This is a genomic window from Pseudomonas brassicae (assembly GCF_010671725.1).
Taxonomy (GTDB): Bacteria; Pseudomonadota; Gammaproteobacteria; order Pseudomonadales; family Pseudomonadaceae; genus Aquipseudomonas; species Aquipseudomonas brassicae.
On the sequence record NZ_JAAHBU010000477.1, the window covers coordinates 1 to 12,385 of the forward strand.

A 12,385-nucleotide genomic window follows, 5' to 3' on the forward strand; every position below is an offset into this window, starting at 1 on the left:
GCCAGCTCCCACAGGGATCCTATGGGAGCTGCTTGCAGCGAAGGGCGCAGCGCCGCTCAGAAGCCGGGCAGCACCGGCACCGGGCGCTTGTCCTCGTCGATGGCGACAAAGCTGAACAGCCCGTGAATCGCCTTCTCACGGCTGTCGCAGCTCATGCTCTCGACAAACACCTCGACCTCGACCTTGAGGCTGGTGTTGCCCACTTTCACTACCGTGCCCACCAACTCGACGATCGAACCTGCCGCAATCGGGTGCTTGAAGTCGATACGGTCAGTCGACACCGTCACCAGCGGCAAGCGACAGAAACGCGTCGCGGCAATGAACGACACCTCGTCCATCCACGCCAGCGCCGTGCCGCCGAACAGGGTGTTGTGGTGGTTGGTGGTCGACGGGAACACCGCCTTGGTCACGCGGGTCACCGACAACTCGGTACGGCGCTGGATTTCTTGCTCTCTAGGGCTCATGACATCTCTGCAACACAAAAAACGGACAACAAAAAAGCAGCCCGAAGGCTGCTTTTATTTCGCATGGCGGTCCCGTGCCCGCCGGTCAAACTAGCCTCAGGCCAGTTTTTCCTTGATGCGAGCGGCTTTGCCGGACAGGTCGCGCAGGTAGTACAGCTTGGCTTTACGCACGTCACCACGACGTTTCACGGCCAGGCTGTCGATCTGCGGGCTGTAGGTCTGGAAAGTACGCTCTACGCCAACACCGTTGGAGATTTTACGAACAGTGAAAGCACTGTTCACACCACGGTTACGCTTGGCGATAACAACACCTTCGAACGCCTGCAGACGCGAACGGTCGCCTTCCTTCACTTTCACCTGAACGACAATGGTGTCGCCTGGGGCAAAGGTCGGGATCTCTTTGGTCATCTGCTCGGCTTCGAGTTGCAGAATGATTTTGTTGGTCATGCTGTGCTCCTAAGGTAGATCATCGGACCTACCATCGATACGTTAACTATCGTCCCGCTCTCGGAGATACTCCTCGAGCAGCTTCTTCTCTTCTCCAGAAAGTGAGCGACTTTCCAGAAGATCGACGCGTCGTTCATAGGTCCGCCCAAGGGACTGCTGTAAACGCCAGCGCCGGATGTGTGCATGGTTGCCACTGAGCAACACGTCGGGAACACGCTGATCCGCATACACCTCCGGTCGGGTGTAGTGCGGGCAATCAAGCAGACCATCGGTGAAGGAATCTTCCTGCGCCGAGTCTGCATGCCCTAAAGCTCCGGGCAGCAGCCGTGTAACCGCATCGATCAGGACCATCGCCGGCAGCTCGCCGCCAGACAGTACATAGTCGCCAATCGACCACTCTTCATCGACATGAGCCTGAATGAACCGCTCGTCAATGCCTTCATAACGACCTGCGATGAGAATCAACGACTCTGCATTCGCCAGCTCGCGTACCGCCGACTGATTCAGTTGACGGCCTTGTGGCGACAGGTAGATCACCTTCGCCGCTTCCCCTGCTGCCTGCCTGGCCTGAACCAGGGCATCTTCGAGGGGCTTGATCTTCATCACCATGCCCGGACCACCGCCAAACGGCCGATCATCCACGGTGTGGTGGCGATCTGTGGTGTAGTCCCGCGGGTTGTGACAGGTCAGTTGCAACAACCCCTGCTTTACCGCGCGCTGGTAATGCCGTACTCACTGATGGCCGAGAACATCTCGGGGAACAACGTAATGACTTCGACACGAAGGCTGGCCATCGTCTAGAAGTCCGCGTCCCATTCGACCCGCATCTCGCCTGCAGCCAGATCGACCTTCAACACGCACTGCCCGGTATAGGGCAACAGGCGTTCACGATCATCCAGGCTGCCCGCGCAGGGCTTGACCACCATTACATCGTTCGCACCGGTCTCCAACAGGTGATCAACCGTGCCGAACAGCTGTTCGTCCTGGTTGATGACTTTCAGACCTACCAACTGGTACCAGTAGTACTCGTCTTCGGTCAGGTCGGGCAAAAGGCTTCGCGAGATGCAAATCTCGTAACCGCTCAGAAGACGGGCTTCATCACGATCGTCGAGGCCTTTGAGCTTGGCAACCAGTTCCTTTTTGTTGGAACGGCCGCTGACCAGCTCGACCTGTTTGACCACACCTTCGCGCTTGAGCGTCCAGTTGCGGTAATCCAACAGGTTTTCAATCGGATCGGTAAAGGAGTACACCTTCACCTCGCCGCGAACGCCGTGAACCGAAAAAATCTTGCCGATGACGATCAGGTCATCCGCATTTTCTGGCGTCGCGTTCATAGTGCTCAGGCCGCGGCTTGGCAGCTTCCTTCAACAGCTGAGCAACGCGCTCAGACGGTTGTGCACCAACGCCCAACCAGTAGTTGACGCGGTCTTCTTTGATGGACAGGCGAACTTCCTGACCACGAGCAACCGGGTTGAAGAAACCAACGTGCTCTTTGTGCGAGCCGTCACGCGGGTTACGCGAGTCGGTCACGGTCAGTTGGTAGAATGGGCGCTTTTTGGAGCCGCCACGGGCAAGACGGATGGTTAGCATAGAACATCGTTCCTGTAGTCGGTGCTGCAAATCATAATGCACAGCGGGCACACGGGTGCCCGAAAGGCCGCATATTCTCAAGGAATACACGGACTTTTGCAAATGCCTTTTTACGACGCGCGACAAGCCGCCGTACTGACCTGCAAATGGGCTGCTTCCTTAATAGAAGCAGCGGGATCCCGCCGAAGCGGGGTTCCGGCCAGCACCCCGAACCCGGGGCGACGGCCTGAATGCTTTACAGTTTGGGCATGCCGCCGCCAGGCATCATGCCGCCCAGGCCGCGCATCATCTTGGACATGCCGCCCTTGGTGGAAAACTTCTTCATCATCTTCTGCATCTGCTTGTGCTGCTTGATCAAGCGCCCGATGTCCTGCACCTGGGTGCCCGAGCCCATGGCGATGCGGCGCTTGCGCGAGCCGCTGATCAGCTCCGGGTCGCGGCGCTCGGCCGGGGTCATGGAGTTGATGATCGCTTCCATCTGCTTGAACTGCTTCTCTGCCGCGCCCTGGGCACTGCCCATCTGCGACAGGTTGACGCCGCCGATGCTCGGCATCTTGTCCATCAGGCCGCTCAGGCCGCCCATGTTCTTCATCTGTTGCAGCTGATCGCGGAAGTCTTCCAGGTCGAAACCCTTGCCCTTCTTCAGCTTCTTGGCCAGTTTGTCGGCCTTTTCCTTGTCCAGGGTCTGCTCGGCCTGCTCGATCAGGCTGAGCACGTCACCCATGCCCAGGATCCGCGAGGCGATACGGTCCGGGTGGAACGGCTCGAGCGCTTCGCTCTTCTCGCCCATGCCGATGAACTTGATCGGTTTGCCGGTGATCGCGCGCACCGACAGCGCGGCACCGCCACGGGCGTCGCCGTCGACCTTGGTCAGGATCACACCGGTCAGCGGTAGCGCCTCACCAAACGCCTTGGCGGTGTTGGCGGCGTCCTGGCCGGTCATGGCGTCGACCACGAACAGGGTCTCGATCGGCTTGACCGCGGCGTGCAGCTGCTTGATCTCGCCCATCATCTCGGCGTCGATGTGCAAGCGACCGGCGGTGTCGACGATGACCACGTCGATGAACTTGAGCTTGGCTTCGCGGATCGCGGCTTCGGCGATGGCCACCGGCTTCTGGCTGATGTCCGACGGGAAGAAGGTCACGCCGATGTCGTTGGCCAGGGTTTCGAGCTGCTTGATCGCCGCCGGACGGTACACGTCGGCCGATACCACCATCACGCTTTTCTTCTTGCGCTCCTTGAGGAAGCGCGCCAGCTTGCCGGCGGTGGTGGTCTTACCCGCACCCTGCAGGCCAGCCATCAGCACCACCGCAGGCGGTGCGGCATTGAGCGCGAGGTCTTCGTTGGCAGCGCCCATCAGCTCTTCGAGCTCGGCCTGAACGATCTTCACGAACGCCTGCCCCGGCGTCAGGCTGCGCGACACCTCGGTGCCGACCGCGCGGTCCTTGACCTTGTTGACGAAATCCTTGACCACCGGCAGGGCGACGTCGGCCTCGAGCAACGCCATGCGCACTTCGCGCAGGGTGTCTTTAATATTGTCCTCGGTGAGCTTGGCTTTACCGGTGACATGGCGCAGCGTCTGTGACAGACGGTCGGTCAGGTTTTCAAACATGGGGATCCTTTCAGGCTCTGTAGAACCGAGGTTTATCAGCTGCCCCTGGCGCATTCGGCCAGCCTTGGGCAAGGGCAGGCCGGCGATTATAGCGAAGACTCGCGCACGCGCACACCATGGTGTCGGCCGGCAGTCTTCCTTGGCAGGCGCGTTCTATGCCAAACTCAGGGCCTTTCGGGCTTGCCTAACAGGACTTATGCTCCCTTTGTCACCCAGCTTGCTACCCAATCTGATCGCCGCCTGCCTGTACGCCGCCGCGATTTTCTATCAAGGCACGCGCCTGGCCCGAGGCACCAAGGCCGATAAACGGCTGCTCGGCGTGCTCGGCGCATTTGCCGTGATCGCCCAGAGCACCGCGCTGCTCTGGCAGTTGCTCACGCCACTGGGCCTGAGCCTGGACTTTTTCAGCGCCGCCAGCCTGATCGCCACGGCGGTGATTGCCCTGACCCTGCTCGCCACCCTGCGCATTCCGGTGGAGAACCTGTTGCTGCTGCTGTTTCCGCTGGGCCTGCTGACGGCGCTGATCGCGCAGTTCGCCCCCTCGGGCACGGTGCCGCTGATCAACGAAGAGCCCGGCATCCTGGCGCATATCCTGCTGTCGATCCTGGCCTATGGGCTGTTCACTATCGCGGTGTTCCAGTCCTTGCTGCTGCTGGTGCAGGATCATCAGCTCAAGCACAAGCATCCATCGGGCATGATTCGCAACTTCCCGCCACTGCAAACCATGGAAAGCCTGCTGTTCGGCTTTCTCTGGGCAGGCTGGGTACTGCTGTCGCTGTCGCTGATTTCCGGCTGGCTGTTCCTCGACAACCTGTTTGCCCAGCACCTGGTGCACAAAACCCTGCTCGCCTGCGTGGCCTGGGTGGTGTTCAGCGTGCTGCTGTGGGGCCGCACGCGCCTGGGTTGGCGCGGGCACAAGGCAATCCGCTGGACCCTGGCCGGTTTCTGCCTGCTGATGCTGGCGTATTTCGGCAGCAAGCTGGTGCGCGAATTCATTCTGCATATCTGACAGGCGGTTTATGGACACTCTGCCGTTAGGCCCACAGGTCGCGGTACTGGCGCTGACCCTGATCTGGTCGGCGCTGTTCAGCGCAGTGGATGCCGCTCAACAGCAACTGGCCGGTGCGCGGCGCAACGGCCACAGCGGCGAACACCCGGTTGCGCAGGCTTCGCCGCGCGCACTGGTGCTGGGCGCCACCCTGGGCAAGCTGCTGGTATTTGCCCTGGCGTCGCTGCTGGGCTTTGCGTACGGCGGCGAACGTGGCTTCTGGCTGGCCTGCGCTGGCGCCGCGGTGGCGGTGCTGGTGTTGACCGACTTCGTGCCGCGTCGCCTGGCGCGTCGCTACCCCGAGGCACTGATGGGCCTGGGCAACAGCCTGCTGAAAGTACCGCTTGCCGTGCTGCATCCGCTGGCCTGGTTGCTCGATGGCTGCGCCCGGCTGCTGCTGCGCCCCTTCGCCAGCAAGGCCACGGCGGTCAGCCAGCACGACGGCCGGCACGAGGGCAACCCGGAGCAAGACCCGCTCGAAGAAGAGCACAGCCAGCACAAGACCCAGCTGTTGGGCAGCCTGCAGGCGCTGGACAAGGTAACGGTCAACGACATTCTGGTACCGCGCAACGACGTCGACGGGATCAACCTCGACGAGCCGATCGAACAGATCATCGAACAACTGATCATCAGCCGGCACACGCGCCTGCCGGTGTTCCACAGCGACATCAACGGGGTCGAGGCGATCCTCAACACACGCCAGATCAGCCACCTGCTGCCCAAGGCCGAATTGACCATGGCCAGCCTGCTGGCGGCCTGCTACGAGCCGTACTTCGTCCCCGAAAGCACCCCGCTGCAGTTGCAACTGCTCAACTTCCACAAGCAGCAGCGACGCCTGGGCGTGGTGGTCGACGAGTATGGCGAAGTACAGGGCATCGTCACCCTTGAAGACATCCTCGAGGAAATCGTCGGCGAATTCGAAGACGAACACAGCCTCGACAACCCGCATATCCACCCGCAGGCCGACGGGCGCTACGTGATCGAAGGCAACGCCTCGATCCGCGAACTGAACCGCAGCCTGGGCTGGCACCTGCCCAGCGACGGGCCCAAGACCCTCAACGGCCTGGTGACCGAAGCGCTGGAAAGCATCCCGGCCAGCGCGGTGTGCCTGAAAATGGGCCGATATCGCATGGAAATCCTCGAAACCGAGGACAATTGTGCCAGCCGCATACTGGTCTGGACCGTCGCCCGCTAGCTATACTCGAGCCCGCTGGCACCCGCCTGAGGCAGGTGCCAGAGCCTTCGGAGCACTCGACAGGGAAACGCCCATGACGACCAGCAGCACCTATAACAACAATGACGAAACTGCAGCGCCGCCCGTCAATTCGCCCGCCAAGGTAGCCACCGCCAGTTTCATTGGCACCGCTATCGAGTTCTACGACTTCTACGTGTATGCCACGGCAGCAGCCCTGGTGATCGGCCCGGTGTTCTTCCCGCAGACCTCGGGCACCGCGCAGATGCTCTCGGCCTTCCTGACCTTCGGTATCGCCTTCCTGGCACGGCCACTGGGCTCGGCACTGTTCGGCCACTTTGGCGACCGTATCGGGCGCAAGTCGACGCTGGTGGCTTCGTTGCTGCTGATGGGCGTGTGCACCACGCTGATCGGCGTGCTGCCGGGGTACGACAGCATCGGGGCCTGGGCGCCGATCCTGCTGTGCCTGCTGCGCTTCGGCCAGGGCCTGGGGCTGGGCGGCGAATGGGGCGGCGCAGCGTTGCTGGCCACCGAAAACGCACCCAAGGGCAAGCGCGCCTGGTTCGGCATGTTCCCGCAACTGGGCCCTTCGATCGGCTTCCTGGCAGCCAACGGGCTGTTCCTGACCCTGGCCATGACCCTGAGCGACGAGCAGTTCCGCAGCTGGGGCTGGCGCATCCCGTTCCTGCTTAGCGCTGCACTGGTGATCGTAGGCCTGTATGTACGCCTCAAGCTCGAAGAGTCGCCGGTGTTTGCCAAGGCCGTGGCACGTCACGAGCGGGTGAAGATGCCGGTGCTCGAGCTGTTCTCGCAGTACTGGCTGCCGACCTTGCTGGGCGCCGCAGCGATGGTGGTGTGCTACGCCCTGTTCTACATCTCGACAGTGTTTTCCCTGAGCTACGGGGTATCGACGCTGGGCTACAGCCGTGAAACCTTCCTCGCCCTGCTGTGCTTTGCGGTGGTCTTCATGGCTCTGGCCACGCCGTTGTCGGCCTGGCTCAGCGACAAGTACGGGCGCAAGCCGGTACTGCTCGTCGGCGGCGTGCTGGCGATCGGTTCGGGCTTTCTGATGGAGCCGCTGCTGACCTCGGGGTCGACCACGGGGGTGGCGCTGTTCCTGGCCATCGAGCTGTTTCTGATGGGGGTGACGTTTGCGCCGATGGGCGCCTTGCTGCCAGAGCTGTTCCCCACGCATGTGCGTTACACCGGGGCGTCGGCGGCGTACAACCTGGGCGGGATCGTGGGTGCCTCGGCGGCACCGTTCTTTGCCCAGAAGCTGGTGGCCATGGGTGGCCTGAGCTGGGTGGGCGGGTATGTGTCGGCGGCGGCGGTGCTCAGCGTGATTGCGGTGCTGTGCCTGAAAGAGACGCGGCATACCGAGCTGTAAAAGCCTGGGCTGCCCTGCAGCCCTTCGCTGGCAAGCCAGCTCCCACAGGTGTTGCGGCGCACGCCTAACCCTGTGGGAGCTGGCTTGCCAGCGAAAGGGCCAGTGAAATCTACAGCTCTACGTTGACGGCCTGCGAAGCGCGGGTCGCCTTGGCCCGTGCGGCTTCGACCGACTCGTCACGCGCCAGGCACACGCCCATGCGACGCTGACCATTGACCTCAGGCTTGCCGAACAGGCGCAGCGCCGTATCCGGCTCGCTCAGCGCTGCGCCCAGGTTGGCGAACGCAGTCTGCTGCGACGTACCCTCCACCAGGATTACCGCCGAAGCCGATGGCCCGAACTGACGGATCAACGGAATCGGCAGGCCCAGGATCGCCCGCGCATGCAGGGCAAACTGCGACAGGTCCTGGGAAATCAGGGTCACCAGGCCTGTGTCGTGCGGGCGCGGCGAGACTTCGCTGAACCACACCTGATCGCCCTTCACGAACAGCTCGACGCCAAACATGCCGCGACCGCCCAGGGCCTCGGTGACCGCCTTGGCCACCCGCTCCGATTCGGCCAGCGCCTTGGGGCTCATGGCCTGCGGCTGCCACGACTCCTGATAGTCGCCCTTCTCCTGACGATGCCCGACCGGCGCGCAGTAGGTGGTGCCACCGACGTGACGCACGGTCAGCAGGGTGATCTCGTAGTCGAAGTCGATGAAACCCTCGATGATCACGCGGCCCTTGCCGGCACGCCCGCCTTCCTGTGCGTAGTCCCAGGCGTGCTGGATGTCATCGACGCTCTTGAGCAGGCTCTGGCCCTTGCCCGACGAACTCATGACCGGCTTGACCACGCAGGGGAAGCCCAGGTCTTCGACGGCCTTGCGGTAGTCTTCGAAGGTGTCGGCAAAGTGGTACGGCGAGGTCGGCAGGTCCAGCTCTTCTGCGGCCAGGCGACGGATGCCTTCGCGGTTCATGGTCAACTGCGCGGCGCGAGCGGTCGGCACCACCGTGAAGCCTTCGGCCTCCAGTTCCACCAGGGTGGCGGTGGCGATGGCTTCGATCTCCGGCACGATGTAGTGCGGCTTCTCGGCCTCGATCACGGCGCGCAGCGCAGCACCGTCGAGCATGTTGATGACATGGCTGCGGTGCGCCACCTGCATGGCCGGGGCATCGGCGTAACGGTCCACGGCAATCACTTCAACGCCCAGGCGTTGCAGCTCGATCACCACTTCCTTGCCCAGCTCACCACAGCCACACAGCAGTACTCGGGTCGCGGTTGGCGACAAGGGGGTTCCGATACGGGTCATCTCAGGTCCTCAGAGGGAAGGAATCCAGGGCCGCCCCAGCACGGTGCAACCCGGTGAAAAGAAGCGTCATTTTACATGGCGCAGGCGTTCTTGCGTGCACGCCAGGCCATCGCCAGCCACACCACGGTGACCCCGGCGAACTTCGAGCCCAGCGCAGTCCCCACCACGGCCGGGGTCAGCGCACCGATCATGCCGAAAAAAATGAAGGTGTCCAGCGGGATGCTCAACGCCGAACTCAGCCACAGGCGGTCGTGCAGCGGGCGCTTGGTGATGCTGAACACCAGCCAGTCGATCAGCTCCGACACGGCGAAGGCGGTGGCGCTGGCCAGGGCGATGGCCGGCTCCGAGGTGACGTACGAGAGCACCAGCGCCCCCAGCATGGCCAGCAGCGCGCCATGCCCGAAGCGGGTCTGCACCATGTCGCGCAGGATAAACACCAGCCCGCCCCAGGCAGACCAGATCACGTCCAGGTGGGGCGCACTGGAGAACGCGTAGTTGATCAGCACCACGCTGGCGATGTAGGCAATCAGAAAGAACATAGAGGCACCGATGGGCAAGCCGTACAGGGTACTTGAGTGCCCCGGCACGGCCAAGCCCGGGATCAGCCGGCGGCCTTGCCTACCGACAGCACCAGGCCGGCGGCCACGGCGCGTTCATGGCACAGCACCAGCACCTGGCGCCGCTCGCTGTTGTCCATGCGGCCCCAGCGGGTGATTTCAGTGGCGGTGCGCTGGCAGCCGGTGCAGATGTCCTGCTCGTCCAGTGCGCAGATGTTCACGCAGGGCGAAGACACGGGGCGTTCGGGCTGGCTCATCAATCCTCCTGCGGGGCCAGGTCACGGGCATAACGCTGGGCGTTGTGCACGTAGTGGGCGGCGCTGGCCTCGAGCAATTGCTGCTGCGCCGGGGTCAGCTCGCGCACTACCTTGCCGGGCGAACCGACCACCAGCGAGCCGTCGGGGATCTCCCGGCCCTCGGGCACCAGCGCATTGGCGCCGATGATGCAGTGCTTGCCGATGCGCGCACCGTTGAGGACCACCGCACCGATGCCGATCAGGCTGTAGTCGTCCACGCTGCAGCCATGCAGCATGGCGTTGTGGCCAACCGTCACGCCGGTGCCCAGGGTCAGCGGCCAGCCCATGTCGGTGTGCATCACCGCGCCGTCCTGCACATTGCTGTTCTCGCCGATGTCGATCAGCTCGTTGTCGCCACGCAACACCGCGCCAAACCACACGCTGGCGCCGGCCTGCAGGCGTACCTTGCCGATCAGCGTGGCGGTGGGGGCCACCCAGCTCTGTGGGTGGGTCTCGACCCGCTGGTCGCCCAGACGATACTTCATGCGTGCTTCCTCACGGTAAGGCAATGGCGGGTGGGCCCGCTCAGGTTCTGGTGGAACGCTCAGGCGGCTGATGCAGGCTGATGCGCGCATCGTAAAGCACGTTGACCAGCTCGACGATCATGATCGCCGACAACCCCCAGATCTTGTACTCGCCAAAGCGATAGCTGGGCACATACCAACTGCGGCCCTGGTAATCGATGCGATGGGTATGCTCGCGCGGGTCCTGACGGAAGAACTCCAGCGGCACGCTGAACACCGCCGCGATCTCGGCATCGTTGGCGCGGTACTCGACGTAGTCGGGGATCAGCCCGACAAACGGCGTGACCTTCAGGCCATGCAGCGACACCAGCGGGCTCAATGGGCCGATGATTTCGACCAGGCCTGGCGGCAGGCCGATCTCTTCCTCGGCCTCGCGCAGCGCGGTGAACACCAGGTCAGGGTCTTCCGGGTCGCGGCGCCCGCCGGGGAACGCCACTTCGCCGCCGTGGGTCGAGAGCCCCTTGGCGCGCAGGGTCAACACCAGCTCGGGCGCTTCGCTGCGGGTGATGGGCAGTAACACGGCGGCCTCGGGGAAACGTCGATCGGTCTCCAGGGTGGCCGGCGTATGACTGCTCATTCGGCGAAGTAACTCGTCCAGCATGGTCTCTCTCGTTCTGTCAGCTTTGTGCATCATGCACCAAAGGCGCAGCCCGCCCAAGCCCCCGCGACAATCACGCTTGCGGGGCTGCGCGCAGTGGCGCGAAGATAGGCGCAGTCATCAGGAAGATAAGCATGAAATACTGCAGTGCGTGCGGCAACCCGGTCATTCAGCGCATTCCCGAAGGCGACAACCGCCCGCGCTACGTCTGTGACAGCTGTCAGACCATCCACTACCAGAACCCCAACATTGTTGCCGGCGCACTGCCCAGCCATGGCAGCCAGGTGCTGCTGTGCCGGCGCGCCATCGAGCCGCGCCGTGGCTACTGGACGCTGCCGGCCGGCTTCATGGAGAACGGCGAGACCCTGGAGCAGGCGGCACGCCGCGAAACCGACGAAGAGGCCTGCGCGCGCCTGGGGCCGATGGCCCTGTACCAGGTGTTCGACCTGCCGCACATCAACCAGGTGCACGTGTTCTTTCGCGCAGAACTGGCCGACCTGGATTTTGCCGTGGGCGTCGAAAGCCTGGAAGTGCGCCTGTTCGAGGAACATGAGATCCCATGGGACGAGCTGGCTTTCAGGACCGTGAGCCGTGCCCTAGAATGCTACTATCTGGACCGCAAGGGGCAGCACTACCCGGTACGCACCGAGTGCCTGTCGCCAATGGCCGAACCCCATACTTCAACGTAAACGTCGCTACTTTCAGGGATACCGTTTCATGCGCTGGTTGCTTGCCCTCTTCTGCCTCGGTGTGGCCTCGGTGTCCCAGGCGGCGTTTACCGAAACCATCATCCGCAAGCCGGCCAGCCAGGTCGGGCCTGCATCACTCGCCCCGGCACCGTCCAGCGCACCGCTGATCGACAAGGTGCTGGTGCTCAAGTCCGAACGGCGCCTGCAGTTGATGAGCGGCACCACCTCGATGAAGAGCTACCGCATCTCGCTGGGCAAGCAGCCCAAGGGTGCCAAGCTGCGCGAAGGCGACAAGCGCACGCCCGAAGGGCTCTACTGGCTGGACTGGCGCAAGGTGTCTGAGCGCTACAACCTGGCCATCCATGTGTCCTACCCCAACGTCAGCGATTCGGCGCGGGCACGCCGTGAAGGCGTGCCGCCGGGTGGCATGATCATGATCCACGGCACGCCCGACAGCGAGGAGTACCCCGAGGCAGTGTTCCACACCCTGGACTGGACCGAAGGCTGCATCGCCATGACCAACCGCGACATGCGCGAGGTATGGAACCTGGTCAGCGATGGCACGTTGATCGAGATCCGGCCCTGATTCATCAGTGGCGTGAGCGGCCCCTTCGCCGACAGGCCAGCCACCACAAGGTCCTGCATGCACCGCAAAAACCTGTGGGAGCTGGCTTGCCAGCGAAGAGCCCC

At 63.1% G+C, this 12,385-nt stretch carries 15 protein-coding genes and 1 pseudogene; 5 read left to right on the top strand and 11 right to left on the bottom strand.

Going from position 1 to position 12,385, the window contains the following annotated elements; translation table 11 throughout:
* Positions 1–56: 56 nt before the first annotated feature.
* The 6 genes and pseudogenes from G3436_RS24765 to ffh all read right to left on the bottom strand — a co-directional run bounded on the left by G3436_RS24765 (position 57) and on the right by ffh (position 4,113).
* On the bottom strand, positions 57–464 hold the full coding sequence (locus G3436_RS24765) for an acyl-CoA thioesterase (protein ID WP_163950603.1): 408 nt from the start codon (positions 462–464) through the stop codon (positions 57–59).
* A gap of 96 nt (positions 465–560) precedes the next feature.
* A complete protein-coding gene (gene rplS / locus G3436_RS24770) occupies positions 561–911 on the bottom strand; it encodes a 50S ribosomal protein L19 (protein ID WP_163950606.1) in 351 nt (116 codons plus the stop codon).
* A 42-nt stretch (positions 912–953) separates the two neighbouring features.
* Positions 954–1,705: pseudogene (gene trmD / locus G3436_RS24775) on the bottom strand (tRNA (guanosine(37)-N1)-methyltransferase TrmD).
* Positions 1,706–1,708: 3 nt separating this feature from the next.
* Positions 1,709–2,245: a ribosome maturation factor RimM gene (gene rimM, locus G3436_RS24780; protein WP_163950609.1), complete on the bottom strand. Its 537-nt coding sequence runs from the start codon at positions 2,243–2,245 to the stop codon at positions 1,709–1,711.
* Positions 2,217–2,501: a 30S ribosomal protein S16 gene (gene rpsP, locus G3436_RS24785; RefSeq protein ID WP_163950611.1), complete on the bottom strand. Its 285-nt coding sequence runs from the start codon at positions 2,499–2,501 to the stop codon at positions 2,217–2,219. The genes rimM and rpsP overlap by 29 nt, the downstream gene beginning before the upstream one ends.
* A gap of 235 nt (positions 2,502–2,736) precedes the next feature.
* Complete coding sequence (gene ffh, locus G3436_RS24790; protein WP_163950614.1) at positions 2,737–4,113, bottom strand: signal recognition particle protein; 1,377 nt, start codon at positions 4,111–4,113, stop codon at positions 2,737–2,739.
* 196 nt (positions 4,114–4,309) lie between these two features.
* Here ffh and G3436_RS24795 point away from each other — a divergent pair, with 196 nt between their 5' ends.
* The 3 genes from G3436_RS24795 (at position 4,310) to G3436_RS24805 (ending at position 7,740) form a co-directional block, all read left to right on the top strand.
* Positions 4,310–5,122 (top strand): cytochrome C assembly family protein, encoded by an 813-nt coding sequence (locus G3436_RS24795; protein ID WP_163950631.1) that lies wholly within the window; start codon positions 4,310–4,312, stop codon positions 5,120–5,122.
* Positions 5,123–5,132: 10 nt separating this feature from the next.
* A complete protein-coding gene (locus tag G3436_RS24800; RefSeq protein ID WP_163950651.1) occupies positions 5,133–6,356 on the top strand; it encodes a transporter associated domain-containing protein in 1,224 nt (407 codons plus the stop codon).
* Between the two features lie 73 nt (positions 6,357–6,429).
* Positions 6,430–7,740, top strand: coding sequence for an MFS transporter (locus tag G3436_RS24805; protein ID WP_163950654.1), 1,311 nt, complete (start codon positions 6,430–6,432; stop codon positions 7,738–7,740).
* Positions 7,741–7,849: 109 nt separating this feature from the next.
* Here G3436_RS24805 and purT read toward each other — a convergent pair whose 3' ends face one another.
* From purT to G3436_RS24830, 5 genes are all read right to left on the bottom strand, one after another.
* The gene (gene purT / locus G3436_RS24810; protein ID WP_163950657.1) at positions 7,850–9,031 is read right to left on the bottom strand and encodes a formate-dependent phosphoribosylglycinamide formyltransferase; all 1,182 of its coding nucleotides are present in this window, start codon (positions 9,029–9,031) and stop codon (positions 7,850–7,852) included.
* A 71-nt stretch (positions 9,032–9,102) separates the two neighbouring features.
* Positions 9,103–9,570 (bottom strand): 7-cyano-7-deazaguanine/7-aminomethyl-7-deazaguanine transporter, encoded by a 468-nt coding sequence (locus tag G3436_RS24815; protein ID WP_163950660.1) that lies wholly within the window; start codon positions 9,568–9,570, stop codon positions 9,103–9,105.
* A gap of 62 nt (positions 9,571–9,632) precedes the next feature.
* Complete coding sequence (locus G3436_RS24820) at positions 9,633–9,845, bottom strand: DUF1289 domain-containing protein (RefSeq protein ID WP_163950663.1); 213 nt, start codon at positions 9,843–9,845, stop codon at positions 9,633–9,635.
* Positions 9,845–10,369, bottom strand: coding sequence for a gamma carbonic anhydrase family protein (locus G3436_RS24825; protein WP_163950666.1), 525 nt, complete (start codon positions 10,367–10,369; stop codon positions 9,845–9,847). The genes G3436_RS24820 and G3436_RS24825 overlap by 1 nt, the downstream gene beginning before the upstream one ends.
* 40 nt (positions 10,370–10,409) lie before the next feature.
* Entirely contained in the window at positions 10,410–11,009 is a 600-nt protein-coding gene (locus G3436_RS24830) for a CoA pyrophosphatase (RefSeq protein WP_163950669.1), read from the bottom strand.
* A gap of 131 nt (positions 11,010–11,140) precedes the next feature.
* Here G3436_RS24830 and G3436_RS24835 point away from each other — a divergent pair, with 131 nt between their 5' ends.
* Both G3436_RS24835 and G3436_RS24840 read left to right on the top strand, forming a co-directional pair.
* Positions 11,141–11,695: an NUDIX hydrolase gene (locus G3436_RS24835; protein WP_163950672.1), complete on the top strand. Its 555-nt coding sequence runs from the start codon at positions 11,141–11,143 to the stop codon at positions 11,693–11,695.
* A 28-nt stretch (positions 11,696–11,723) separates the two neighbouring features.
* The gene (locus G3436_RS24840) at positions 11,724–12,281 is read left to right on the top strand and encodes a L,D-transpeptidase family protein (RefSeq protein ID WP_163950675.1); all 558 of its coding nucleotides are present in this window, start codon (positions 11,724–11,726) and stop codon (positions 12,279–12,281) included.
* The last annotated feature ends 104 nt before the right edge of the window (positions 12,282–12,385 follow it).

What these genes read in the sequence shown, in the direction of transcription:
- G3436_RS24765 (WP_163950603.1), bottom strand. Translation starts at nt 464, where the DNA reads ATGAGCCCTAGAGAGCAAGAAATCCAGCGCCGTACCGAGTTGTCGGTG.
- rplS (WP_163950606.1), bottom strand. Translation starts at nt 911, where the DNA reads ATGACCAACAAAATCATTCTGCAACTCGAAGCCGAGCAGATGACCAAA.
- rimM (WP_163950609.1), bottom strand. Translation starts at nt 2,245, where the DNA reads ATGAACGCGACGCCAGAAAATGCGGATGACCTGATCGTCATCGGCAAG.
- rpsP (WP_163950611.1), bottom strand. Translation starts at nt 2,501, where the DNA reads ATGCTAACCATCCGTCTTGCCCGTGGCGGCTCCAAAAAGCGCCCATTC.
- ffh (WP_163950614.1), bottom strand. Translation starts at nt 4,113, where the DNA reads ATGTTTGAAAACCTGACCGACCGTCTGTCACAGACGCTGCGCCATGTC.
- G3436_RS24795 (WP_163950631.1), top strand. Translation starts at nt 4,310, where the DNA reads ATGCTCCCTTTGTCACCCAGCTTGCTACCCAATCTGATCGCCGCCTGC.
- G3436_RS24800 (WP_163950651.1), top strand. Translation starts at nt 5,133, where the DNA reads ATGGACACTCTGCCGTTAGGCCCACAGGTCGCGGTACTGGCGCTGACC.
- G3436_RS24805 (WP_163950654.1), top strand. Translation starts at nt 6,430, where the DNA reads ATGACGACCAGCAGCACCTATAACAACAATGACGAAACTGCAGCGCCG.
- purT (WP_163950657.1), bottom strand. Translation starts at nt 9,031, where the DNA reads ATGACCCGTATCGGAACCCCCTTGTCGCCAACCGCGACCCGAGTACTG.
- G3436_RS24815 (WP_163950660.1), bottom strand. Translation starts at nt 9,570, where the DNA reads ATGTTCTTTCTGATTGCCTACATCGCCAGCGTGGTGCTGATCAACTAC.
- G3436_RS24820 (WP_163950663.1), bottom strand. Translation starts at nt 9,845, where the DNA reads ATGAGCCAGCCCGAACGCCCCGTGTCTTCGCCCTGCGTGAACATCTGC.
- G3436_RS24825 (WP_163950666.1), bottom strand. Translation starts at nt 10,369, where the DNA reads ATGAAGTATCGTCTGGGCGACCAGCGGGTCGAGACCCACCCACAGAGC.
- G3436_RS24830 (WP_163950669.1), bottom strand. Translation starts at nt 11,009, where the DNA reads ATGCTGGACGAGTTACTTCGCCGAATGAGCAGTCATACGCCGGCCACC.
- G3436_RS24835 (WP_163950672.1), top strand. Translation starts at nt 11,141, where the DNA reads ATGAAATACTGCAGTGCGTGCGGCAACCCGGTCATTCAGCGCATTCCC.
- G3436_RS24840 (WP_163950675.1), top strand. Translation starts at nt 11,724, where the DNA reads ATGCGCTGGTTGCTTGCCCTCTTCTGCCTCGGTGTGGCCTCGGTGTCC.